Origin of the sequence: Lacihabitans sp. CCS-44, assembly GCF_024343735.1 — a bacterium.
GTDB lineage: Bacteria > Bacteroidota > Bacteroidia > Cytophagales > Spirosomataceae > Leadbetterella.
This window is the reverse complement of the sequence record NZ_RJUE01000061.1, coordinates 224633-247567: the sequence shown is the minus strand read 5'-3', so window position 1 is coordinate 247567 and position 22935 is coordinate 224633. Positions and strand designations below refer to the sequence as shown.

Here is a 22935-nt window from a genome sequence, read left to right as displayed (position 1 = left end):
ATCTTATTGATTTAAATAAATATCTAATAAGCCATCAGGAAGTGATACATTTATTTGTTTAGTGGCATGATCTACCAAGTCTAAAAAATCATCGACAATAGGAATCAAAACCTCAGACTCATTGATATCTACTGCAAAAAGATCCTGTCCGGTGCTTTCGTATATAGCCTTGAGTTCTCCTAAATCTTTCTGGGTAGTATTATCAAATATTTTGTACCCAATGACCTCGTGATAGTAAAACTGCTTACCCTTGAGTTTTGGTAATTTTTTTACAGGTAAATAAGCCTCTGCATCAATGATCATTTCAGTAGCCTCAATGGTATTGATATCTTCAAACTTGACAATAGATTTTTTGCCTCTAACCTGCAATTCCTCAATAATAAACGGCACCAACTGCCCTTTTATTTCTAAAAAAAGGGCATCCAGTCCAATATAATTTTCTGGAACGTCCACGTCTAGCCATATCGTAACCTCTCCCTTCAATCCGTGAGGTTTGGTAATTTTACCTAAAGAAAAACACTCTGATTTCTGCATATTTTAACTAAAAAAAATCCCCGCCGTTTGAGCGAGGATTATTATTGAATGCTTTTAAGGCAATTATTCTGCTGCTGGAGTTTCTTCTGCCGCTGCCTCAGGAGCAACTTCTGCTGCTGGAGCTTCTTCAACTGCAGGAGTCTCAACTACAACTTCTTCAACTGCTGTTTCTTCAGCTACAGCTTCAACCACTTCTTCTTCCACTACTGGAGCCGAAGCAGCGATTAAGTCCGCCTCTGCTTTTGCAATTGCAGCCACTTTGTCTTCTTTTTTCTTACGTTCTGCATCAAATGCTGCTGACCTAGTAGCCTCTTTTGAAGAGTTCAATTTCGCAATTTTTTGCGATCTAATTTCTTCTTTCGCTTTAGACCAAGTCTCAAACTTAGCGTCTGCTTGCTCTTGCGTGATCGCACCTTTGTCAACACCAATCTGAAGGTGTTTTTTGAACATCACACCATTAACACTCAAGATTTTTCTTGTAGTATCTGTTGGTTGAGCTCCTACTTGTAACCAGTACAATGCTCTGTCATTTTTCAATGTAACGATTGCTGGTGTAGCATGTGGGTTGTATTGACCCAATTTCTCGATAAATCTACCATCACGTGGTGCACGAGCATCTGCAACAACGATGTCGTAAATAGGCATTTTGTTACGACCTCTTCTTGCTAATCTAATTTTAACTGCCATTTGCTTGTTATTTTATTAATGGGAACCCGTCCCTATTTTAAATTTGGAGTGCAAAATTAGTTATTATTTTTTAAAATACAAAATGAAATAAGCTAATAAGCCGAATTCTGTTCTATCCTATCATTTATCTAGGGAATTGATTACTCAAAACCTCTATCAACCTACCCTCCGACTTGAGCGAGCTACCCTTTAACGTCGGTTTATTTGGTCTTTCAACTCATGAGGTTTACCTATGCGTATCGTTTTACAAGTCTACCGGTGGTCTCTTACACCGCCTTTTCACCCTTACCACACCGAAATATGGCGGTAATTTTCTGTGGCACTATCTGTAGAGAACGAATTCTCCCCTACCCGTTAAGTAGCATGATGCTCTGTGTTGTTCGGACTTTCCTCCAAATTATAAATAATCTGGCGATAGGTCAGCTTATTTCGACTGCAATTTAGGGCTTTTACATTCCTTTTACAACTAATTCTACCTTTGCTTTTGCAATGACAGTTGCAAGAATTCCATTTTCAGCAACTTTGACTTGATCAGGAACTACGGAAAATATTTCTCCCTTCATTTTTATGCCTTTCGAAATCTCCGAGTTTATGGTTTGTAAAACTGATTGTTTGCCAAATTCGATAATGTCAGTTACTGGTAGACCAAACTCACTTTCAATTTTCTTTTCTAGAGTACCTTCCAAAAGCCAGGCACCTGCTTTGTGCAAAACATTTTTGGTCTTTATGTCTAATTCAGTTTTAGTCAAAACCACCAATTTCTTCAATGGGTCATAAACAGGTATACCTTTCAAGAATATTTGCCCCTTGAAGCTTCCTTTGGTGGTGGTGACCAACGAAAGATATTCTCCATCAGGTTTTATTTCCAGATCTGTAACTTCTATTTTGTATTTGCCATTTTTGAAGTCGTACACTTGTCCCAAAAACATATTCCTACTTATTTTGGTGGCTTCTTCAAAGGAAATCACGTTGAAAAGTTGAACTTCAAATACATCCGAAATAGATGATACGGACTTAAGATTGGGAATCGTAAGAATTTGCTTGGGCGTGTAGATTGGCGTTCCAACTAAAGTTTCCACAAATATTTTTAGACCAAAGGTAGATTTCAAGCTTTTGCCCACTGCTTTTAAAGGCGTAAAATAGACATCCAAAGGCTCTAATTTAACCCAAGTATTGTATTCTTCGGATGCCAAAAAAGGTTTTTGAGCAGTATTCCACGCTTCTATCACATAAGGTTTCAACGAGTAATTATCTTTAATCGTTTGGTCTATTTGCTTTGCAAAAGTGGCCAAATTATTACTGATGAGTTTGCCAATTACTGGCCCAATCGGTATTTCTACATAAGAATACTTCAAAACTGGCTTCGTAATCCATTCATAACCAAGACCATTGGTGATGGTTTGAATACTGTAGTCTGATGTAATTCCAAATTTTGAGGAGAATTTGAGCTTGAGTTCAAACTCAGTAGCTGGAGCCTGAGATACACCTAAAACCGAAATTCTTTTTTGTGCCCAAACTTTCAAAGGCACTTCGTAGGTTAGTACATCATTGACCACACTCGTAAATATCAAATTCCCTTTTCGCCACACCTTGGCTTTAAGTTCATCATTTTGATTATCCTCAAAACTATTGTCTTCGTAAATCAGATTCGGCATTCCTGAATTGATTTTACTCTGCAAATCTTCTATCGAAATGTCAATAGGAATACTTATGATGGATGGCTTTTTCTCAAAAACCACTGGTTTCTCAGGAATGGTCGGCTGTGGAAGGTTGGTTTGAGAAAATACACTTTTAAAACACAGAAGCAGAAAAATACTTAATACTTTATTCAATTGAATCTTATTATTTAATGCAAAAATACAAAACGTTTTAAAACACCATAAAATTTAGCCTACAAACATTTTTTTCATTTCTACAAAATTATAGTTCGTAAAAAAAATCAATATTATACAAAGAAAGAAATAAAGAAGTATTCTTATTGACTTACGTCAATTTGACTAAAAAATTAGTTTTTTGGTATAGTCATTGTCTTAATAATATTAAAAATAACTATTATTTAATGAAAAAAATGACCAAAGAACTTGAACTGATAAATTCCACATTTGAATACGGAAGAAGTTTAGGGATAGTAAGAGCAGTTGCCAAAAACGATGATTATGATGGCAGAAGTTTAATGTTGAGTGGCAAAGAAACTGTTTTTTTTGGCAACTGCAGCTATATGGGACTTGACCAAAACGAAGAAATAAAAGAAGCTGCAAAAAATGCGATTGACAAATATGGGATGTACTTTTCTTCATCTAGGACTTTTGTTGGGCTAGAGCTATTCGAGCAAATGGAAGAAAAATTAGAGGAAATGTTTGAAAAACCAGTAAATGTAACAACCTCAACAACATTTGCTCATATATCTAATTTACCGATACTTGTTGGAAGAAATGATGCTATCATTCTAGACAATTATGTTCATAGCAGTATGCAAACTGCAGTAAACATGATGAGAAACAATGGAGATCATATAGAAATACTCAGACACAGCAGACTGGATTTATTAGAAGAAAGAATAAAAATACTCAGTGCCAAATACGACAACGTTTGGTATATGATTGATGGAATTTATTCCATGATGGGAGACGGGGCACCTATGAAGGAACTCGAGTTTTTGATGAATAAATATGAGCAGTTTTATGTATATGCAGATGACGCCCATGGAACTAGTTGGACTGGAAAAAAAGGGATTGGCTATGTACTAAATGAAATACCTTTCCATGAAAAACTTTTTATTGGAATGTCAATGTCGAAGGGATTTGGGACTGGCGGAGGACTGATGGTATACCCAGACAAAGCTTCAAAAGAACTGGTAAAAAATCTTGGAAAGACGATGATTTTCTCTGGCCCGCCCCATCCTGCCGCTGCTGCCGCTGCTATAAAGTCTGCAGAAATACATATGAGACCCGAATTTGCTGATTTACAGCTGGATTTAAAGCGAAAAATTGAATACTTCTGGAAAAAGGCAAACCAATTGAATCTTCCGTTAAGTGGAAATCATGCAACACCCATTTTCTTTATAGGATCTGGAAGCACAGAAAATACGGCATTCACTGCTAAAGCACTTTTAGATAGTGGATTTTTTGTTTCACCTTGCACATTTCCAAGTGTACCTAAAAACAAAACAGGAATTAGAATTACTCTTTCTAGATATATTACTTTATCTGATATAGATAATCTACTTCAAATGATAAACCACATCTATATGCAACTTGAAAAAATGGGTAAAATGGACAGAGAGCTGGTAAAACGCAGGTTTACTGAGAAGTCTAGCAAAGAATTGATTCTGTCATGAGCAGAATCAATAACCTCCAAAGTATTTTCTAAGTGCCCATTCGATGGCAGCAAAAGCTATCAATAAAGCCAGAATCCAACGGAGGTTTATAAAATCCTTAAGTTCTTCATTGCTGACAACTTTATTGACCAATCCTTTATTTTCTAAGCTTTTGCGAAGTTCAATGATATTTTTGTAATTGACAAAATCGCCATTGTTTTCATTGGATAAGGTCCTCAGAACATTATGGTCGGCAACAAGGTTTTCCAATTCTAAGTCAGATTGGGTTACTAAAAACTGACCCGTGGTGGCTTCTTTTTTTCCTAGAATAACTGCCTCTGCAGTAAAAGTATAGAGACCCGCTGGTAAATTGGAGAGTTCAAACCTCGAAGATTCTTTGGTTATTTTAAAGTTATAAGTCTTATCTTGACCATTTTCGGTCCTTATTTTCATTGAGACACTCTGATCATATATCCTTTCAAATATATTGTTGTAAGCCTCAGCTTCAAAACCAATCTTTTGATCAATATTAAAAATTTCTAAAGTAGGATAAACCCGCAACTTGCTTTTATCTTCTTTAATAGATAACAACTGTAATGTTTTGATTATCAGTTCGTCTATCTCTGTCTGACGTTCATTCAAAGAAAACTCCTCTAATCTCCATTGCCATATTCCTTCTCCCAAAAACACTGCATTGTTTACTTCGCCACTCAAATTCATTGCAAGTAATGGTCTTCCGGTATTGATGTTTCCAATCTTCTGAAAAAGAAGAACTTCTGTGCCTGGAAATGGCTTGTATTCGCCAAATGGAACAGAAACTGGTGGCAGTTTTTCTAACAAATTTTCAGTGTTAGATGAAATATTGAATCTTTGAAACAGGTTATTAATTTGCCCTGTTGTTTTGTCCAATCTGTTTATCTGAGAATTTATCCCAACCACATTCTGCATACCGTTGAATGCCTGAATATTGGTTTTACTCCCCACCACAAAAAATGTCGGTTTTTTCTTGGATAAAAGCGTACTAACTATTCCTGTAGAAGAACCATAAGCATCGGGTACTTGATGCAAAATCAAAATATCAAAGGGATCTTTGCCAATTTGACTTGGCTCGGTAGACTGTATAATTTGAACCTGCAGCTCAAAAAGATCATTTTTCTCAATGATGTTTTTAAAAGCTTTTATGTCAGGATGAGGAGCAAATGCCAAGAAAAGTATCTTTTCTTTTCCATTCACAACGTCTACTATAAACTCTTTAACGTTATTTTTGACTGAATATTCACCTTCAACAACCTTTACATCAGCAATATATCTTTGTTTACCTACCCTGTCGGCTGAAAGTTCAAAGGACAGACTCTGAAAATCTTCCTTTTTAGAAATACTAATCTGTTTTTGAGAAAGAACCTTTCCTGTGCCGTCTTTGATAGAAACCGAGGTGAGTTTTCCAGGCAATAGATAGGCCGATATATCAACATTTACCGTGAACTTGTTGCCCAAATAAGCCAGTTTATTTGCTGCAATACCTGAAATCAAAAGGTCTTTTTTGAGGGTGGTGTCGCCAAAACCGACAGTATGAATATTGTACGGATACTTTTGAAATGTAGGAGAAACGCCGTCATTAATAATTCCATCAGATACAATTATTACATCACTTAAATTCTGGCCTTCGTAATTGTTCTTTAAATCAAATAGAACGCTTGAAAGATTTGACTTTTTAACATTGAACTTTGTTGACTTAATGTCATCTATTTTATCTTCTCCCAGCGACTTCAACTCTAAATCGAAGCCTTTTTCGATGAGACTTTCTTTTAAAGCCAAAATTCCTTCAAACACCTCATCAATAGCTTTTTTGCCTCCATTTGTCATAGACCTTGAATTATCCAAAACAAGGACAACTTTCGGCTTAATCACATTATTAGATATGGTTTTGATGAGTGGATTTAACAAAAGATAAGCTACCAAAAAGGTCAAAATTCCTCTTAAGGCAGCTAAAATCAGTTTTTGATTCTTGTTAAAACCTTTTATCCTGTAGTAAGTAAAAAGAGCGAATAACAAACCCAAACCAAGGCATAAAAAAACATACCATAATGGAGTTTGTGATACTATTTCGGGTTTCATTATTTAGCTCTTTTCTATTATTCGAGGATTTTGAGTCAAAATTACATTAACATACCACCATCAACAACCAAAACTTGTCCAGTAATATATGACGAAGCGTCAGACCCCAAGAAAAGGCATGCATTTGCAATATCTTTTCCTTGGCCAGCTCTTTTAAGCGGAATAGACTTCGTCCATTCTTTCAATTGCTCTTCATTCAACTCACCTGTCATTTCTGTTTCAATAAAACCCGGAGCCACGGCATTGCTTCTGATATTACGCGAGCCTAATTCTTTTGCAACAGATTTAGTAAAGCCTAAAATACCAGCCTTAGAAGCCGAATAATTTGCCTGACCGGCGTTACCCATTAGGCCAACTACTGAAGTGATATTTATGATTGATCCTGCTTTGGCTCTCATCATTGGTTTGGTGGCCGCTTTGGTAAGATTAAAAACAGATTTCAAATTTATCCTTAAAACATCATCCCATTGATCTTCTGACATACGCATTAGCAAAGTGTCGCGGGTTACGCCAGCATTGTTTATCAAAATATCTAAATTGCCAAAATCAGCTACTACGTCGGTCACTAATTGCTCCGCTGAGGTATAATCTGAGGCATCTGATCGATATCCTTTAATTTTTGTTCCATATTGACTCAATTCTACCTCAAGGGCTTGACCTTTCTCTACAGACGACAAATACGTAAAAGCCACATTGGCTCCATTTTTTGCAAATTCTTCAGCGATAGACTTACCAATACCTCTCGAAGCACCTGTTATTAAAACGGTTTTGTTTTCAACTTTCATGTTTAGTTTTTTTTGAATTATTACCTTCAACGATCATTACTATCTCGCCCTTTACGGTTCGAGTTGCAAAAATAGCAAGAATTTCTGATAAAGTACCTCTGACGGTTTCCTCATGCAGTTTAGAAATTTCTCTACTCACAGAGGCTGTTCGTTCTCCACCAAAATACGCTATAAAGTTTTCGAGTGTTTTAACCAGCCTGTGTGGAGATTCATAAAACACCATTGTCCTTTTTTCATCTTTGAGTTCAGTCAACTTGGTCTGCCTTCCTTTTTTTACAGGTAAAAATCCTTCAAAAGCAAAACTATCAGTAGGAAATCCTGATACGACCAAAGCCGGGATTAAGGCTGTAGCACCAGGCAAACAAATAACCTCAATCTCATTCTGAACGCATGCCCTCACCAGCAAAAAGCCTGGATCAGAAATGCCCGGTGTTCCAGCATCTGATATCAAAGCTATTCTTTTACCAGATTTCATAATATCAATTATTTTCTGAACGGTCTTGTGTTCGTTAAAAATATGATAACTCTGAAGTGGCTTAGATATTTCAAAATGTTTGAGCAAAACGCCAGATGTACGGGTATCTTCAGCAAGAATTATATCAGCATTTTTCAGCTCATCTAATGCTCTGAGTGTGATATCCTTCAAATTACCGATGGGTGTTGGCACTAAAACAAGAGACATAGTTCCTAAAATGGCTTGTGTTTAAAAATAAATGGCAAAAAAGTATTAGTTAATTTCTTAAATACCTAAAAATTAGATAATTATGCATATAACCATTAAACCTAAAACAATGATTCTTTTATTATTCTCCCTAATTGTGGGGCTATTTGTTACAATTTACACAAAATTGAAACAAAAAAAGTCTAATAGTTTTCCAAAAGAGTATTTATCTTCTCTCAAAAGCAGGCCCAAATCCGCAAATTATTGATTTACAAATAGTTATACACATTATTTTTTTCAAAATAAATAGCTGGTCAAAATATTTGTCAATACTGCCTAGAAAAGTACAAAAACGGGACGATTATATCCCAAAGTAGTACAATTGCTGATTGTTAGATATTTACATTTAATAAACATTTCAACACTCTAATAATCAATATTTTACCTATTTATTAAGAAAAAGCTCATAAAAAAACCCAGCCAAAGGCTGGGTTTTTGCAGAGAGAGAGGGATTCGAACCCCCGGACCTTTGACAGTCAACGGTTTTCAAGACCGCCGCATTCGACCGCTCTGCCATCTCTCTAATTGACTGGTCGTTCTTAAATCGGATGCAAAGATAGTAGTTTTTTCCAACTTGTCAAATCGTATTTTAGATTTTTTCTGAAATTAAAATCAAAAAGATTAGAAGTATTTAATTGTCAACTATTTCTGAACAAATATTTTTTTGAAAAATATTTGTTGTAAATTATGAATACCCGATTTTTAAAAGAATTTAGATATTGAGAAGCCCATAGAATAAATCCGCTAGCTTAATTTCTTTGACACACATTTATAAAATCACAATATTTACAATGATTCTTTTCTGAAGTTTGAATAAAGGAAGTTTCCATTGATAGCAACTCAGAAAGTATTTTAGTCAGTAATAGATTTACTGCTTCTATAATTTCATCGTGGGTAAATATGTTTTTGTTAAAAGATATGTCGGCCCCTAGATTTCTAAAGGAATAAATCATCAACTGCAAATCTTCCAGAATTATTTTCAACCCAAAATCTTTCTCCAAACCAGTCTTGTTGCTGAAAATCAAAAAGTAATAAATGATCAATTGTCTCAGTTTACTTTTTTCTGGATTCAATAAAGTTTCTGCCAAATCAACATCTTTGTCCAAATACAAATCCTTCAACTCAACTTTTCCAGTTTTATAGTCAATAATTCGAAGCCCAAACGGATGTAATTCTATTTTGTCAATAACGCCTTTCAACTTTAATTCTACATTGTTGATTGCCTGAATAGAAGTCAATTCCTTTTCAATACCCAATATTGTAAAATTTCCTCCAAACTCAGATTCTCTTTTATCAAAATATCTCTCAATAATTTTCTTGACTACAGAAATAAGAATCAGATTCATTCCTGAATCAAAGTCAAAAGCTTTCTGCTCCTCTTTTATAATTAATGAAAGTTGACTTTCAACTTCATCTTTTTGATTTCGTAGTACTTCTTTATTGACTGGATTCTTCGACTCAAAATAAGGTTTATCCAGGTTTTCTAAAACCTTATGCACAATTGTCCCAAAAACATCTGTTCCAATCTGACTTTTGAGTTCATCCTCGTTTTTGATTTTAAGAATGTATTTCCAATAAAACCTCAGACTGCAAGATAAATAATCGTTGATGGAGCTCGCACTTAGACCCTTGTTCATCAAAAAATCAGTAATTTGAGTTAAACTTTCCTTCTCCACAATTATCTCAGAACCTGATTTAAGGTCATCTGTCTGGTTAAAATTTATTGAAGGGTAGCTTACTTTTATATTTGGATTGTAAATACGAAGTTCCTCTTCAACTTGTCGGATAAATCTACTTTTTTCTTTGTTTCCCAAAGCCTCCGAGGCACCGTTTAGATATATGAAATTGAGTGTTTGGGCTCTTTGCATTAATCTAAAAAAATGATATGCCATGATGGCATCTTGATCGGAATAAAGCGGTAATCCAAAAATTTTACAGGCATCAAAAGGGAAAAAAGAATTTGTTTTCTTGGTAGACGGCAAATTTCCCTCATTGAAAGTCATTATCGTAACACACTCAAAATCAAGACATCGGGTTTCGAGCATACTCATAATTTGCAATGGTGTGTCAGAGTCGCCTTCAAAAGGTATGCGTTCATTTTTCAGCAAATCTTCTATCAAAGCACTAAAAGATTTTAGATTTAAAGCTACCCCTGACCTTAATTTCTCTTTGATTAGATTTAATTTGTTCTTGAGTACATTGGCAAAAACATACTCTAAATCTCTAAAATCGGCATCTTGGATTTCAAAAAACTTTCCTAGAATAAATTCTAATGACTCAATGCAATCCAAAGCAGAACCTTTTCTAAAGAAATTTTGCAACAAGCCGACCGTCAAACCTTGATTTACAAACCAGTAATAGTCATAAAATAGTTTTTTGCTACCTCTGATTTTTGTTTGTAGTATTTCAAATCTACTAAGAGATATTTCATTAACTATTAAGCTCTTAAAAATCTGATTATCGAAAATTTTACTTAAAACCGAATTGTGAATTTTTAGCTCATCGTTGTGTTCATGGTTTTGATAGCAGCCTATCAAAAGCCTCAAAACTTCCGAAAAATGGCTACTTGAAATGGGTAAACCGATAGAAATATTAAATGGAAGCTGTAGAGACGGCACGTTAAGTAAGAGTGGCAAAAACTGATTTTCATCCAATACAACTATCACATGCCTTTGATTATGAGCTTCTTTTGCAAGGTTGGAGACCAATTTGGACTGTAAACTGTCGTTGTTAAGCTCAAAAATTCGTATGTTTTTCTCTGAGTCTTTTAAGTGGCTATTTTGAAAATTCCACTTACCAAACTTTCCAGATTTTTTATAAACTCTTAACTTTTTCCCCGCTTTATTTTGAGAATTCATATAGAAATCATCGGTATCCCAAATACACTCAGACTTTTTTGCCTTTTCGAGACTTTCAATGATTTTTTCCTCTGATTTACTTAGAGCATTTAATCCCACGAAGTAGTATTTCTTGATCTCATTTGAAAGAAGCCAATCGGGATTCTCGGCGACTTTCCTGTAAACCATACCTCTGTAGCACTTTTTCTCAAGGAGTAGCTTTTGGTTTAGTTTTTCATATACTTGGGATATTCGATCAAAAAAACTAAAGTAGCTTTGAGCTGTGGCAGTAAAAACATAATCGTTGTCGAGTTCCCACCTACTCAGAGCATCGGCTTCGCTCATATATTTGAACAATAAATGAGGGTTTTCTACCAAAGAAAAATCAATATTTTCAAAATCCTTCAATAAAGTAGGAACCCAAGACATGAATTTCTCAAAACTCTGGCTTGGATCTAATTCTGACAGAATAGCATATATCTCAAAATATAAATCAACATTGTCCAACGTTGTAAAATCGGCTGTTCTAAGAATAAAATCATCTATGGATTCAATTTTTGGAGCAAAAAAAGGAGAATCAGACAAATCTGAAAGTGCCTTTTTAAAGAAAAAAACAGCCCTCCTACTCGGTAAAATAACCTGAAGATTTTGTAGGTCATTTTTGTTGTGACCTTCAAAAATAGTTTTAGCCGCTAATTCTAAAAAAGACTGCATTTCATGATTTTTGTGCAATATCAGACTTATTCAGCTTCATTCAAAGCCTCTTTATAAACTTTTAAAGCTCTTTCTCTGGCCATTTTATGATCTACAATGGGTCTAGGATAGCTTGAACTTAGATATTCTGGAACCCATTTTTTGATATAGGCCATCTCTTTATCGAATTTAAGTGTTTGTGACTCAGGATTAAAAATTCTAAAATAAGGAGCCGCATCACATCCACTGCTAGAAGCCCATTGCCATCCCCCATTATTAGCCGAAAAATCGAAATCATTTAATTTTTGGGCAAAATACGCCTCTCCCCACCGCCAATCAATCAACAAATGCTTACAAAGAAAACTAGCCACTACCATCCTGACTCTGTTGTGCATGAAACCTGTGTTGTTTAGTTCTCGCATGCCAGCATCTACCAACCAATAACCCGTTTTTCCTTCGCACCAAGCTTTAAACTCTGCTTCGTTATTTCTCCAAGGAATTTTATCATAAGCTTTTTTAAAAGCCAATCGTGCGTTGATTTGTGGAAAATTGGCCAAAATATTCATATAAAAATCTCTCCAGATAAGTTCATTGAGCCATGTTTCGCTAAACATTTCTGCATACTGCACGCATTTTCGAACGCTGATGGTTCCAAATCTTAAATGAATACTCAACCTGCTCGTAGCATTTATAGCAGGAAAATCTCGCTTTTCTTTGTATCCGATAAGAATTGATTTTGAAAGCGTGGGTTTATTGAAAACAATTTCAGTTTTTTCAAATCCGATATCGGTCAAGCTTGGACAATTGGATTTTTCAATCTTTAAAAATTTGTCAAAATAATTTTCATTTGGGTAGCTCTTCTTGTAAAAACCATTCATTTTATCCTTCCATTTACGCATGTAGGGTGTAAAAACGGTGTAAGGTGTTCCTGTAGCAGAAAGTATTTCAGATTTTTCGAAAACACATTGGTCTTTAAAACTATAAAATTCGGCTTGGTTTTCCTTACATAAATTGCTTATGGATAGGTCTCTATCAGTAGCGTATTTTTCGTAATCATGATTACAAAAAACTTTTTTTATCGAGAACTCAGTGAACAAACTTTGCCAAATTCCTTCTGGCTGACCGTACCTGATACATAAATCCGAACCAAATAAATTTAATTGTTCCTTTATAGCAAATACAGCTTGATGTATAAAATCTACCCTTCTGTCTTTTTTTTCTTCTAACTTATCAAGTATGTTTTTATCAAAAATGAAAATTGGTAGAACTTTTAGACCAGATTTCAGGGCTCTGTACAAACCTGCATTATCATCCAACCTCAAATCTCTTCTAAACCAAAATATAGCTATTTCTTGTTTCATATATTACATTATTTGAAGTAACTTTGAAGCCATAAACAATGTTTAAACAAAATCAAACTCAATTATGAAAGCTATTGTTTTCGCAATCCTCAGTTTTTGTTTTATCAGTGCAAATGCACAAGATTTCACATCGGCAGACCAAGTTATTGATAAATACCTTGAAGTTACCAAAATAAAGGCAAATGCTGCATCTATTACCGATTTGGTGATGAATTACACCTCAGAATCGCCAAGAGGAGTTGCCGAAACTGAAATTAAGTATCAGTTTCCTTTGAAATACAACATGAGTATTTTTTCAAATGGCATGGAACTGATGTCTACCGTTTATGATGGTGAGAAATTAGCCAGAAAGAGTAGTTTTGGGAATAATGCCCCACAAGAGCCCAAAACGGGCAATGCAGCAAAAGCAGAAGCTCAAAAATCAAACCCGTTTTTTGAATTAGATTATAAAAATCAAGGATTCTCAGCAAATTTATTGTCTAAAGATGGTGACTTTTATGTAGTAGAATTCAAAGATTATGAGGGAAAAACTTGGAAAGATTACTATAACTCAAAAACTGGATTTAAAGACAAGTCTTGGGTAAAAATGGAATCTCCAAGGGGCTCTTTTGAAACCACTGTTATTATCGAAAACTACAAGGCTTTCAAAGGCAGTGAAATTCTCTTCCCTGGTGTAAAAAAACAAACGACGCAAATGGGAGAAATAAGCAATGAACTACAGTCGATAAAGGTAAATAAAGGACTTAAGGCTAAAGATTTCGAGATAAAATGAGTTTTAATAATTCCCAAAAGATAGGGATTCTTGGTGGCGGACAACTAGGTAAAATGCTCATTCAGACAGCATTGGACCTTGATCTTGATATTAGCGTACTAGATAACGACAGCGATTGTCCTTGTAAATCTATCTCTACTAGATTTTTTCATGGAGATATTGCAGATTATGACACGGTCTACGAATTTGGTAAGGACTTGGATTTAATTACCATCGAAATAGAAAATGTCAATATTGAAGCTTTAAAAAAGCTTGAAGCAGAAGGCAAAAAGGTTTTTCCACAACCACACATAGTCGAAAATATCAAGAATAAATGTTCGCAAAAACAGTTTTTCAAGGATAATAAAATTCCAACTTCTGAATTTATTTTGGTAAATGGATTGTCAGAAATTAGATCAAACATCGATTTCTTACCGGCTGTAAATAAAATTGGAGTGGGTGGTTATGATGGTAGAGGTGTGCAGACGATTAAATCCGAACAAGAAATAGATAAAGGCTTTGATACAGAGGGCATTCTTGAAAAATTTGTTGATTTTGAAAAAGAATTGGCCGTAATAGTTTCAAGAAATTCAGACGGCGAAATCAAGACTTTTCCAGTTGTTGAGATGGTTTTTCATCCTGTGGCAAACTTGGTAGAGTATTTATTCTCTCCTGCCGCTATATCTAACGAAATTACAGAAAAAGCGAATAATATAGCAATTAAAACCATTGAAGCTTATGGTTTGGTGGGTTTATTGGCAGTGGAAATGTTCTTAACCAAAGACGGCGAAATATTGGTAAACGAAGTTGCTCCTCGGCCACACAACAGTGGCCATCACACGCAGAAGGCCAACCTTGTTTCTCAGTATGATCAGCATTGGAGAGCAATTCTTAATCTGCCGCTTGGAGATACCAAGGACATTTCCATGGCAGCAATGGTAAATATTCTTGGGGCGGAAAACCATGAAGGTCAAGCTGAAATTGTGGGTTTAGAAGAAATATTGAAGCAAGAAAACGTCTTTCCGTTTTTTTATGGAAAGAAAAAAACAAAGCCTTTCAGAAAGATGGGTCATGTGAGTATTTTGGCAGATGACTTTGAAAAACTAAAAGAAAAGGTCATTTTTGTACAGCAAAACTTGAGGGTTATTTCAAAAAAGTAGATATATGGTAGGTATAATAATGGGTAGCATTTCAGACCTTAAAGTGATGCAAGGAGCAGTTGATATTTTAGAGAAGTTTCAGGTAAAATATGAAATAGAAATTGTATCTGCCCACAGAACGCCCGAAAAAATGGTTGCTTATGCCTCAGAGGCTGAAGGAAGAGGATTAAAAGCCATTATAGCTGGGGCTGGTGGAGCCGCACATTTACCTGGAATGGTAGCATCGTGCACCATTTTACCAGTAATTGGAGTGCCTGTAAAATCAAGTAACTCCATAGATGGTTGGGATTCTGTATTGTCCATACTTCAAATGCCCAACGGTGTACCCGTAGCCACGGTAGCTCTGAATGCCTCAATGAATGCCGGTTTGCTAGCCATTCAAATTATGAGTACCGCTGATACCGATTTAAGAAAAAAGCTACACGATTATAAAGAGGAATTAAAAGAGAAGGTAAATCAAATGAATGTTGAATTAAATAGTGCAAAATAATGGAATTTGAAGACAGAAACCCCAAACCAGAAACCCCAAATAGCGGACTGCCAATGGCTGTGTTGCTAGTACTTGTAGGAATAATTTGTTTATTGCTATACGCAGGATGGCACTTGATGTCAGATGACGCTTCAAAAGTGGCCGACCTAAACCAAGAACCAGTAGTTGTGGAAAAAATGCAAGACTCTGTGGTTGTAGATACTGATACCACAATGGTCCTTGAGTCAGCCTCTCTCCCAGAAGAACAGCCAAAAACTGAGACTAAAGAAGCGGTTACAGAAAAGAAAGTTGAAACTAAACCTGTAAACATCACTGGAGAAAAGTTATCTCATACAGTAAAAGATGGCGAGACTTTTTACGGAATTGCCAATAAATTCAATGTTTCGGCCAATACTTTGAAAAAGCTAAACCCAGGTATTGAAGCAAACGGAATAAAAGTTGGCGTTACCAAATTGATTGTGCCTATTCAAGGATACCACATTGTGGGTCCAGGAGATATATTAAAAGTCGTAGCCAAAAAATATGACGTAACGGTTGAAGCTTTAATGGCAGCCAACGGAAAAACAAAGAACTTTGCAGAAAGAGGAGAAAAATTAGTAATCCCAAGGAAAGTAAAAGAGTAGTAAATTTTACAATAGAAAAAGCCTGATAATTTCGAAATTATCAGGCTTTTTCTATTTACCCACTGTCCAAATTAAGACTTTTCCAAGAAAGTTAAAATAACTAAAGTCAAGACAAATAAACTCAAAACTATATTCCAAATCCTCTTCGGCCTTTCAGTTTTGTAGTTCATAATCAAGAACATGCCTAACAATGATAATATCAAAAAGATTAACTTGAAGGTTTTATAAAAACTTTGAGGTATTTGGTAAGACATAAACAAAGCCGTAAGAATAGACAAAGCCACGCCTATTTTAAGGTATTTCAAGGTATTTTGAGTTGTAAAATTCATATTTCTTCTGATTTAGGGTTGTTATCAATATTGTTAGGTGTCTCTTCTTCTGTCAAATGTTTTACAAATTCGTCGTCTAAAGGTTTCATATCTAAGAATCTCTTCTGAAATATTAAGATTGCCGCAACTCCACAAAAAATGCATGCATCGGCAAAATTAAAGATGGGAGTTAAGTGGTAATTTCCACCTACCACGGGAACCCATTCTGGCCAAATACCATCCAGAAAATTAAAATAAAACATATCAATTACCTGGCCATGGAACCAGGGTGTTGAGGCACTTTCTGCCGCGTTACCTATTAACAAAACACCATAAAAAATACTATCAATCAAATTGCCGATAGCTCCAGCCAAAATGGCTCCAATGGCCCACAGGAGGCCATTGTCAGGTGTTTTTTGTGCCTGATGGTTGAGATACCAACCAATTGCCACCATAGCCACAAGCCTAAAACTCGTCAAAATCAATTTGCCATATTCTCCACCGAGTTCTATACCAAAGGCCATACCAGGATTGGTCACGTAATGCAGTTTTAAAAACTCAGGAATCAAATCAATATTTCCGAAATGCTGTGGAACTACCACAAAATGCATCCAGAGCTTAAGGACTTGATCAATGATTATCAATAAGATGGTGAATAGAAAATACTTATAGGATAATTTCATACTTTTTCTTTACTTCTTCTTTTTAGTTCTTTTTTTAATAACAAAAACTCTCTACTGCTTTGACCCGCTATTGAGGTGTTTTCTTCAGCTCTTCTGAACAAATATGGCATTACAGCTTCTATTGGGCCGTAGGGAACATATTTTGCTACATTAAAACCTTTTTTGGCTAAATTATAAGAGATATTGTCGCTCATGCCCAAAAGCTGAGCAAAATAAACATGTTGATCTCCAGAATCCAAACCTTTTTTGTTCATCAAGTCTATTCCAAGTTTGCAGCTTGCATCATTGTGTGTTCCAGAACAAACACTAACCACATCAATATGATCAATACAAGCTTCCAAAGCGAGATTAAATTGCTCATCGGTTTTGGCTTTATTTTCGTTGATAGGGTCTGGATAATTCATTTCTTCAGCCCTTTTTCGCTCTTTTTCCATGTAAGCACCTCTGACCAATTTAGCACCTACTTTAAAGCCTTTGGTTTTCGCTTGAGAGATATGCTGCATTAATATTCCTAAACCTTCATTTCTGTACAACTGATATGTGTTGAAAATAAAAGTTTTACCTTCAATGTTATACTTTTTCATCATATCAAGCACCAAACCATCAATTACTGACTGAATCCAGGTTTCTTCTGCATCAATGAATAATCTAATTTCAGAATCTGCTGCTTTTTTACAAACAACTTCAAAACGTCTCTTAAAATTATTATAATTCTGTTTCTCTAAATCAGAAAGCGTCTCATTGGCTAGCTGAACTTTGGTCAACAAGTCTCTTGAACCTATCCCCGTAACCTTAAAAACCGAAAATGGGATTTCGCTTTTATACACACTTGCATAGGCAATAGAATCCAAAATTTCCTTTTCTGTGGCATCAAAACTATCCTCATCATCTTCTCCCTCAACGGAATAATCCAAAATAGTACCAACCGAAAATTTATTAAGTGTCTGAATTGTATTTTTACAATCTTCAATGGTTTCACCACCACAAAAAAGTTCAAAAATAGTTACTTTTATTAATTTTTTTATGGGCAAACCAAATTTTAAACTGTATTTAATAAAAAAAGTACCTATCTTTACGAGCCAATTTTGGTTCATTAGAGCAAAAATTGCATAGTTCTTTTTGAGTTTTTCGATGCTTTGGTTTTCAAAGGCAATTTTTGTGTCTGAAAAATCAATTTCTAGGCGTTTCATTTATATGAATGTTTGTCGATGAGGCTGCAAAGATACCTATTAGGATTTAAATAATAATGTTTAGGGATATACAATTGACCTCAGTGTCGGTTTTTTTAATTAATTACAGATGAAAGCAAATTTAGATGTTTTACCTTTAGATAGTTGGGTAAACACCGGTGGAAAGCCTCTTATTATAGCCGGGCCGTGTAGTGCAGAGACAGAGGAACAAGTATTGGAGACAGCTCGAGGAATAGCCAAAAATGGTTTTGCTCACATATTGCGTGCAGGCGTTTGGAAGCCAAGAACAAGACCAGGTAGTTTTGAAGGTAAAGGAGAAGAAGCACTTCCTTGGTTACAAAAAGCTAAAGCTGAAACTGGATTGAAGACTGCGGTTGAAGTAGCTACACCTCAGCATGTCGAATTAGCGCTGAAATATGGCGTTGATGTCCTTTGGATTGGTGCTAGAACTACGGTAAACCCTTTTAATGTCCAGGATCTTGCAGATTCGCTTAAAGGAGTTGATATTCCTGTATTGATCAAAAACCCAGTAAACCCAGATTTAGCTTTGTGGTTGGGTGCATTCGAAAGAATTGCAGGTGCAGGTATCAATAAAATGGGAGCCATACACAGAGGTTTCTCTAATGCTCAAGAAACAAAATACAGAAACTCTCCAATGTGGCAAATAGCGGTTGAATTTAAGACATTCTTCCCGCAAATACCAATGATAGGTGACCCTAGCCACATGGCAGGAAAGAGAGAATATTTGGCTGAACTTACACAAAGAGCCATGGACTTAAACTATGATGGTTTAATCATTGAATCTCATAGAAACCCTGACGAAGCTTGGTCAGATGCTTCGCAGCAGCTGACCCCAGACGCTTTGGCAGAAATGTTGAAGTCAATCGAGTTCAGAAAAGCAACTTATGGAAGCGACTTCCAAAGTGAACTGGATAGATTAAGAGAAAGATTAGATAATCTTGATAGAGAATTACTAGAAGTATTGGCAAGCAGAATGTCTGTTGTAGAGCAATTGGGCGAATACAAAAGAGACAACAACGTAGCTGTTCTTCAATTAAATAGATGGAAGCAAGTTCACGAATCGCGTGCAGACTGGGCAAAAAGCCTTAATCTGTATCCAGAAGTAGTGGAGGAGTTATTCAAACTGATACACATGGAGTCTATTCGGAAACAAACCGAAGTTATGAATCAACAAAATGCATAATAATTAAAGCCTTCTTCGGAAGGCTTTTTTTTTGAAACTTTGTTATTTTTGTAAATCAAAGACACATTATGCTGAAAGACATTGATTTTTACGAAAAACACTTCAAGGGTTTATTTGAGCACGAACTTTTGGTTGAGATGCAAAAATTCGGGAGGTATCAAGAAATAGAATCTGGAAGTTATCTGATGAAAGCCGGAGGATATATAAAATCTGTTCCGATAATATTGGAGGGTACTATTAAAATTCTTAGAGAAGATAAAGACGGTAAAGAAATGTTGCTTTATCACTTGTCTGGCCTTGATAGTTGTGCCATGTCACTTACTTGTTGTCTTTCCTCAAAAATCAGCGATATTTCTGCCTATGCGGATGAAAATACGAAATTGTTATCTTTCCCTTTTGAGAAAGTCGAAGAATGGATGTGTAAATTCAATACATGGAAAGTATTTGTATTCCAAACCTACCAAAAACGCTTTGACAGCCTTTTAGAAACCATTGATTGCATAGCTTTCAATAAATTAGACCAAAGACTTCTGTCTTTAATAAAGAAAAAAATAAAAGTTTCGGGCAGTACCAAGATACTTTATTGCACACATGAAGAACTTGCCACAGAATTGGCTACCTCTCGTGAAGTGGTATCTAGATTGCTCAAACAACTCGAGAAAATTGGAAAACTTAAACTTTCTAGAAACAAAATAGAACTGTTGTAAAATAAGTCCATTACAAAATTGGAGTGAATACTATTAATTCTCTGTTTCGAGAAACAGCTCCCTAATTTATTTTATAACCAATAGATATTCCTACGTTTTTGGGATTTAAATCGTATTTATTGTATGTAGGAACCCAAGAAATGCCAAATAATAGCGAAGGTGTTTTTTTGTAATATCGATATCCAATTGTAAAAGTGCCATAGTTTTTAGAAAGGCTATACTCTCCAAAATCTAAGCCCAAAATGGGGAAGGCTGGAGAGTCTTTACTTGCTATGAAAGCGGTTAATCCAGTTCCCAATTCTAAATGATTTTTCTTTTTACCCAAAAGATAATTTACAGAAATCGGGATAATGTTTCCTTTTAAAACTATAAAATCACATTCCTTACAAGCAAAGGCATTACTAATACCGTAACCAACTCTGAAACCAAGTCCTTCGTTCGATTTTTTAAATCTTGAATCAAAATTAATCGAAATCATTGAAGTTTGTCCAAGAATTTCCCCAAAAATAACCTTACTTCTATTTTGGGAAAAGGTAAAAATGGGGAGAATAAGAGTAAGGATAAATAAGTAGTGCTTCGTCATTAGCTTATAGGAATTTATAATAATTAAAGGTATTCAAATTTCGGTATATAATTCATATACTTTAAGCTTAGCTTTTAATTGAATTAAAAATGTCTCATTCAATTATTATGTAATGTCTGAAATTTCATTCAAAGCGGAATCTCTCTTTTTCTAAATGCCTTTTGGCTTTTCTGAAAATAATCAAAAAACAGCCATGAAAATTTACTAATTTTGCAACAAACATGTTGAAATTTTAGAAATGGAGAACGAATTTTTACCAAAAATAGGAATCACAATAGGCGACATAAACGGAATTGGCCCCGAAGTACTTTTGAAGGCCTTGGCTACACAAAGAGTAAATAAAATCTGCAATCCTGTCATTTATGGTTCTGGAAAACATTTGAGCAAATACAAACAATTTGTGGATTTACACCATTGGCAGTTTGTAACTATAAGCGAAGCCAAGCAAGCAAACGCAAAGAATTCTAACTTAATAAATTGCGGAAAGGGCGAGTTTTTTGAAATAGATTTTGGCAAAAAAGATTCGAAGGCAGGACAATTGGCTTTTGAAAGTTTAAAAAGAGCAACAGAAGATCTAAAAAAAGGAGAAATTGATGCTTTGGTGACCGCTCCTATTTCTAAAGAAAATATTCAAAGTGAATCATTTACATTTCCAGGGCATACAGAATATCTAGCAAAAGAATTTGAGAAGAAGGAAGTTCTTATGTTTATGATTTCGGAAGATATAAGGATTGGTGTTGTAACTGGGCACATCCCTATTGACTTGGTAAAGAAGAAGTTAACCAAAGAATTGATCACTTCCAAATTGAAAATAATGATTGAATCTCTCAAAATAGATTTTGGCATTACTAAGCCCAAAATAGCTGTTTTGGGTTTAAATCCTCATGCCGGAGAAAATGGTTTATTGGGAGATGAAGAGATCAATACCATAAATCCTGTTATTGAAGAATTCAAAAAACAAGGCAACTTGGTAATGGGGCCGTTTCCCACAGATGGTTTTTTTGCAACAGGAAATTTCAAAAAATTCGATGGGATATTGGCTATGTATCACGACCAAGGCTTGACACCATTTAAAATGCTCGCATTTGACACTGGAGTCAATTTCACAGCAGGTATGATGGGTATTCGAACTTCCCCAGATCATGGAACAGGCTTTGACATAGCCGGAAAAAACCAAGCGGATGCTAGCTCTATGTTGCATGCCATATATGCTGCAGTAGATATTTCAAAAAAACGAAAAGAATACATAGACTTAGAAACCAATGCACTAAAACATCAGAAAATTGATATCGATAGCTTAAGAAAAGAAAAGAATTAACCCAAAATGTCAATATTTTCTAACGGGCTTCTTAGCGATTCTACCTTAACTTTTACAAACTGATTGTAAACAGTTGTTGTTTGAATGTTGCTATGTCCCAAAATTCGTTGTAAAATATGTACATCCATGCCCATTTCTAACGAATGCACAGCGAAACTGTGTCGGAGTGTGTTTAGCGTAGCGTGCTTATTTAATCCTGCATCTGCCAAAGATTTCTGGAAAAATAATTGAATATTTCGAGCTGAATAGTAACCTTCTCCACCAGACCCTGGAAAAAATACCTTTTGGGGATTATGTTTCAATTTGTATTTTTCTATGTGCCAATTTAAATTTGGAGATAGTCTCAACACCCTTGTTCTCTTAGGATTGTCGTTCTTTATGGTAATCGTGTTATTTTCTGTATCTACATCATCCAGCTCCAAGTTTATTATCTCATTAACTTTCAAGCCATTATTATACACAAACATCAAAAGAAGCTTGTGTTTGATATTCCTAACGGCATTAAACAATTGAAACAACTCTTCATGCGACAAAATATCTATAATTTGGTCTTCCTTGATTTTTCCTGTAGATTTTAGATTCAGTTTTTTGCTAAAAATAACTTCATAGAATAATTTAATAGCTTTCCCTGACTGAACAGCGTCGTGCTTAGAATTCTTATTATTAGATAGTCCTAAAAGGTAATTAGAGATTAGCTCGTCAGTAATTTTGCTTTGAGGATAATCTCTGAAGTGGTTATAAAAAACAAAGATGGCGTTTCGATAAGCAGCAATAGTGGCCGAATTATATTTTCCTTTTTTTAGATGCTCTGTAAATCTCTCAATTAAGTGTGTCACTGCTGGTATGAATATTTATAATGTTTTACTTTT

The 22935-nt window shown here is 35.2% G+C and carries 21 protein-coding genes, 1 tRNA gene and 1 other RNA gene; 8 read left to right on the top strand and 15 right to left on the bottom strand.

Translation table 11 applies throughout. The features are described from left to right. Nucleotides 1–3 precede the first annotated feature (3 nt). From rimM to EGI26_RS17420, 4 genes are all read right to left on the bottom strand, one after another. Nucleotides 4–534 (bottom strand): ribosome maturation factor RimM, encoded by a 531-nt coding sequence (rimM, locus tag EGI26_RS17435; protein ID WP_255080351.1) that lies wholly within the window; start codon nt 532–534, stop codon nt 4–6. A 63-nt stretch (nt 535–597) separates the two neighbouring features. Continuing rightward, a complete protein-coding gene (locus EGI26_RS17430) occupies nt 598–1221 on the bottom strand; it encodes a 30S ribosomal protein S16 (RefSeq protein WP_255080350.1) in 624 nt (207 codons plus the stop codon). Nucleotides 1222–1301: 80 nt separating this feature from the next. Next, nucleotides 1302–1652, bottom strand: an RNA gene (gene rnpB / locus EGI26_RS17425) — RNase P RNA component class A. A gap of 18 nt (nt 1653–1670) precedes the next feature. After that, on the bottom strand, nt 1671–3053 hold the full coding sequence (locus EGI26_RS17420; RefSeq protein WP_255080349.1) for a DUF4403 family protein: 1383 nt from the start codon (nt 3051–3053) through the stop codon (nt 1671–1673). Between the two features lie 236 nt (nt 3054–3289). Here EGI26_RS17420 and EGI26_RS17415 point away from each other — a divergent pair, with 236 nt between their 5' ends. Continuing rightward, nucleotides 3290–4558 carry an aminotransferase class I/II-fold pyridoxal phosphate-dependent enzyme gene (locus EGI26_RS17415; RefSeq protein WP_255080348.1) on the top strand — a complete coding sequence of 423 codons (1269 nt, stop codon included), beginning with the start codon at nt 3290–3292 and terminating at the stop codon, nt 4556–4558. 6 nt (nt 4559–4564) lie between these two features. Here EGI26_RS17415 and EGI26_RS17410 read toward each other — a convergent pair whose 3' ends face one another. The 6 genes from EGI26_RS17410 to EGI26_RS17385 form a co-directional block, all read right to left on the bottom strand. Beyond that, complete coding sequence (locus tag EGI26_RS17410) at nt 4565–6652, bottom strand: vWA domain-containing protein (protein ID WP_255080346.1); 2088 nt, start codon at nt 6650–6652, stop codon at nt 4565–4567. A 41-nt stretch (nt 6653–6693) separates the two neighbouring features. Beyond that, nucleotides 6694–7437, bottom strand: coding sequence for a 3-oxoacyl-[acyl-carrier-protein] reductase (gene fabG, locus EGI26_RS17405; RefSeq protein WP_255080345.1), 744 nt, complete (start codon nt 7435–7437; stop codon nt 6694–6696). After that, entirely contained in the window at nt 7427–8119 is a 693-nt protein-coding gene (gene rsmI / locus EGI26_RS17400; RefSeq protein ID WP_255080344.1) for a 16S rRNA (cytidine(1402)-2'-O)-methyltransferase, read from the bottom strand. Before rsmI ends, fabG begins: the two co-directional genes overlap by 11 nt. A 477-nt stretch (nt 8120–8596) precedes the next feature. After that, a tRNA-Ser gene (locus tag EGI26_RS17395) sits at nt 8597–8681 on the bottom strand. 226 nt (nt 8682–8907) lie between these two features. Next, on the bottom strand, nt 8908–11709 hold the full coding sequence (locus EGI26_RS17390) for a PD-(D/E)XK nuclease family protein (protein ID WP_255080343.1): 2802 nt from the start codon (nt 11707–11709) through the stop codon (nt 8908–8910). Between the two features lie 26 nt (nt 11710–11735). After that, complete coding sequence (locus EGI26_RS17385) at nt 11736–13049, bottom strand: deoxyribodipyrimidine photo-lyase (protein ID WP_255080342.1); 1314 nt, start codon at nt 13047–13049, stop codon at nt 11736–11738. A gap of 64 nt (nt 13050–13113) precedes the next feature. Between EGI26_RS17385 and EGI26_RS17380 the strand changes: the two genes are divergently transcribed. The 4 genes from EGI26_RS17380 to EGI26_RS17365 are packed head-to-tail and all read left to right on the top strand — an operon-like array spanning nt 13114 to nt 16073. After that, nucleotides 13114–13821, top strand: a complete 708-nt coding sequence (locus EGI26_RS17380; RefSeq protein ID WP_255080341.1) for a hypothetical protein — start codon at nt 13114–13116, stop codon at nt 13819–13821. Continuing rightward, the gene (locus tag EGI26_RS17375; protein ID WP_255080340.1) at nt 13818–14960 is read left to right on the top strand and encodes a 5-(carboxyamino)imidazole ribonucleotide synthase; all 1143 of its coding nucleotides are present in this window, start codon (nt 13818–13820) and stop codon (nt 14958–14960) included. Before EGI26_RS17380 ends, EGI26_RS17375 begins: the two co-directional genes overlap by 4 nt. 4 nt (nt 14961–14964) lie before the next feature. After that, on the top strand, nt 14965–15450 hold the full coding sequence (gene purE, locus EGI26_RS17370) for a 5-(carboxyamino)imidazole ribonucleotide mutase (protein ID WP_255080339.1): 486 nt from the start codon (nt 14965–14967) through the stop codon (nt 15448–15450). Beyond that, entirely contained in the window at nt 15450–16073 is a 624-nt protein-coding gene (locus EGI26_RS17365; RefSeq protein ID WP_255080338.1) for a LysM domain-containing protein, read from the top strand. The genes purE and EGI26_RS17365 overlap by 1 nt, the downstream gene beginning before the upstream one ends. A gap of 71 nt (nt 16074–16144) precedes the next feature. Here the strand turns inward: EGI26_RS17365 and EGI26_RS17360 are convergent, their stop codons facing one another. From EGI26_RS17360 to EGI26_RS17350, 3 genes are read right to left on the bottom strand one after another with little or no spacing between them, the layout of a single operon-like run. Then, on the bottom strand, nt 16145–16402 hold the full coding sequence (locus tag EGI26_RS17360; RefSeq protein ID WP_255080337.1) for a hypothetical protein: 258 nt from the start codon (nt 16400–16402) through the stop codon (nt 16145–16147). Next, nucleotides 16399–17064 carry a lipoprotein signal peptidase gene (locus tag EGI26_RS17355; protein WP_255080336.1) on the bottom strand — a complete coding sequence of 222 codons (666 nt, stop codon included), beginning with the start codon at nt 17062–17064 and terminating at the stop codon, nt 16399–16401. Before EGI26_RS17355 ends, EGI26_RS17360 begins: the two co-directional genes overlap by 4 nt. Further along, nucleotides 17061–18254, bottom strand: coding sequence for a proline dehydrogenase family protein (locus tag EGI26_RS17350; RefSeq protein ID WP_255080335.1), 1194 nt, complete (start codon nt 18252–18254; stop codon nt 17061–17063). Before EGI26_RS17350 ends, EGI26_RS17355 begins: the two co-directional genes overlap by 4 nt. A gap of 109 nt (nt 18255–18363) precedes the next feature. Here EGI26_RS17350 and EGI26_RS17345 point away from each other — a divergent pair, with 109 nt between their 5' ends. Further along, the gene (locus EGI26_RS17345; RefSeq protein WP_255080334.1) at nt 18364–19458 is read left to right on the top strand and encodes a chorismate mutase; all 1095 of its coding nucleotides are present in this window, start codon (nt 18364–18366) and stop codon (nt 19456–19458) included. Nucleotides 19459–19526: 68 nt separating this feature from the next. After that, nucleotides 19527–20165, top strand: coding sequence for a Crp/Fnr family transcriptional regulator (locus EGI26_RS17340; protein WP_255080333.1), 639 nt, complete (start codon nt 19527–19529; stop codon nt 20163–20165). A gap of 61 nt (nt 20166–20226) precedes the next feature. Here the strand turns inward: EGI26_RS17340 and EGI26_RS17335 are convergent, their stop codons facing one another. Beyond that, the gene (locus EGI26_RS17335; protein WP_255080332.1) at nt 20227–20643 is read right to left on the bottom strand and encodes a hypothetical protein; all 417 of its coding nucleotides are present in this window, start codon (nt 20641–20643) and stop codon (nt 20227–20229) included. Between the two features lie 343 nt (nt 20644–20986). On the opposite strand from EGI26_RS17335, the gene pdxA reads away from it, so the two are divergent. Then, nucleotides 20987–22066, top strand: coding sequence for a 4-hydroxythreonine-4-phosphate dehydrogenase PdxA (pdxA, locus tag EGI26_RS17330; protein ID WP_255080330.1), 1080 nt, complete (start codon nt 20987–20989; stop codon nt 22064–22066). On the opposite strand, the gene EGI26_RS21250 is transcribed toward pdxA, so the two are convergent. Further along, nucleotides 22063–22902 carry a tyrosine-type recombinase/integrase gene (locus tag EGI26_RS21250; RefSeq protein ID WP_255080329.1) on the bottom strand — a complete coding sequence of 280 codons (840 nt, stop codon included), beginning with the start codon at nt 22900–22902 and terminating at the stop codon, nt 22063–22065. The genes pdxA and EGI26_RS21250 overlap by 4 nt on opposite strands. Between the last annotated feature and the right edge of the window lie 33 nt (nt 22903–22935).

Excerpts from the sequence above, each read along its gene's own strand:
- rimM (WP_255080351.1), bottom strand. The coding sequence starts at position 534 with ATGCAGAAATCAGAGTGTTTTTCTTTAGGTAAAATTACCAAACCTCAC.
- EGI26_RS17430 (WP_255080350.1), bottom strand. The coding sequence starts at position 1,221 with ATGGCAGTTAAAATTAGATTAGCAAGAAGAGGTCGTAACAAAATGCCT.
- EGI26_RS17415 (WP_255080348.1), top strand. The coding sequence starts at position 3,290 with ATGACCAAAGAACTTGAACTGATAAATTCCACATTTGAATACGGAAGA.
- EGI26_RS17410 (WP_255080346.1), bottom strand. The coding sequence starts at position 6,652 with ATGAAACCCGAAATAGTATCACAAACTCCATTATGGTATGTTTTTTTA.
- fabG (WP_255080345.1), bottom strand. The coding sequence starts at position 7,437 with ATGAAAGTTGAAAACAAAACCGTTTTAATAACAGGTGCTTCGAGAGGT.
- rsmI (WP_255080344.1), bottom strand. The coding sequence starts at position 8,119 with ATGTCTCTTGTTTTAGTGCCAACACCCATCGGTAATTTGAAGGATATC.
- EGI26_RS17390 (WP_255080343.1), bottom strand. The coding sequence starts at position 11,709 with ATGCAGTCTTTTTTAGAATTAGCGGCTAAAACTATTTTTGAAGGTCAC.
- EGI26_RS17385 (WP_255080342.1), bottom strand. The coding sequence starts at position 13,049 with ATGAAACAAGAAATAGCTATATTTTGGTTTAGAAGAGATTTGAGGTTG.
- EGI26_RS17380 (WP_255080341.1), top strand. The coding sequence starts at position 13,114 with ATGAAAGCTATTGTTTTCGCAATCCTCAGTTTTTGTTTTATCAGTGCA.
- EGI26_RS17375 (WP_255080340.1), top strand. The coding sequence starts at position 13,818 with ATGAGTTTTAATAATTCCCAAAAGATAGGGATTCTTGGTGGCGGACAA.
- purE (WP_255080339.1), top strand. The coding sequence starts at position 14,965 with ATGGTAGGTATAATAATGGGTAGCATTTCAGACCTTAAAGTGATGCAA.
- EGI26_RS17365 (WP_255080338.1), top strand. The coding sequence starts at position 15,450 with ATGGAATTTGAAGACAGAAACCCCAAACCAGAAACCCCAAATAGCGGA.
- EGI26_RS17360 (WP_255080337.1), bottom strand. The coding sequence starts at position 16,402 with ATGAATTTTACAACTCAAAATACCTTGAAATACCTTAAAATAGGCGTG.
- EGI26_RS17355 (WP_255080336.1), bottom strand. The coding sequence starts at position 17,064 with ATGAAATTATCCTATAAGTATTTTCTATTCACCATCTTATTGATAATC.
- EGI26_RS17350 (WP_255080335.1), bottom strand. The coding sequence starts at position 18,254 with ATGAAACGCCTAGAAATTGATTTTTCAGACACAAAAATTGCCTTTGAA.
- EGI26_RS17345 (WP_255080334.1), top strand. The coding sequence starts at position 18,364 with ATGAAAGCAAATTTAGATGTTTTACCTTTAGATAGTTGGGTAAACACC.
- EGI26_RS17340 (WP_255080333.1), top strand. The coding sequence starts at position 19,527 with ATGCTGAAAGACATTGATTTTTACGAAAAACACTTCAAGGGTTTATTT.
- EGI26_RS17335 (WP_255080332.1), bottom strand. The coding sequence starts at position 20,643 with ATGATTTCGATTAATTTTGATTCAAGATTTAAAAAATCGAACGAAGGA.
- pdxA (WP_255080330.1), top strand. The coding sequence starts at position 20,987 with ATGGAGAACGAATTTTTACCAAAAATAGGAATCACAATAGGCGACATA.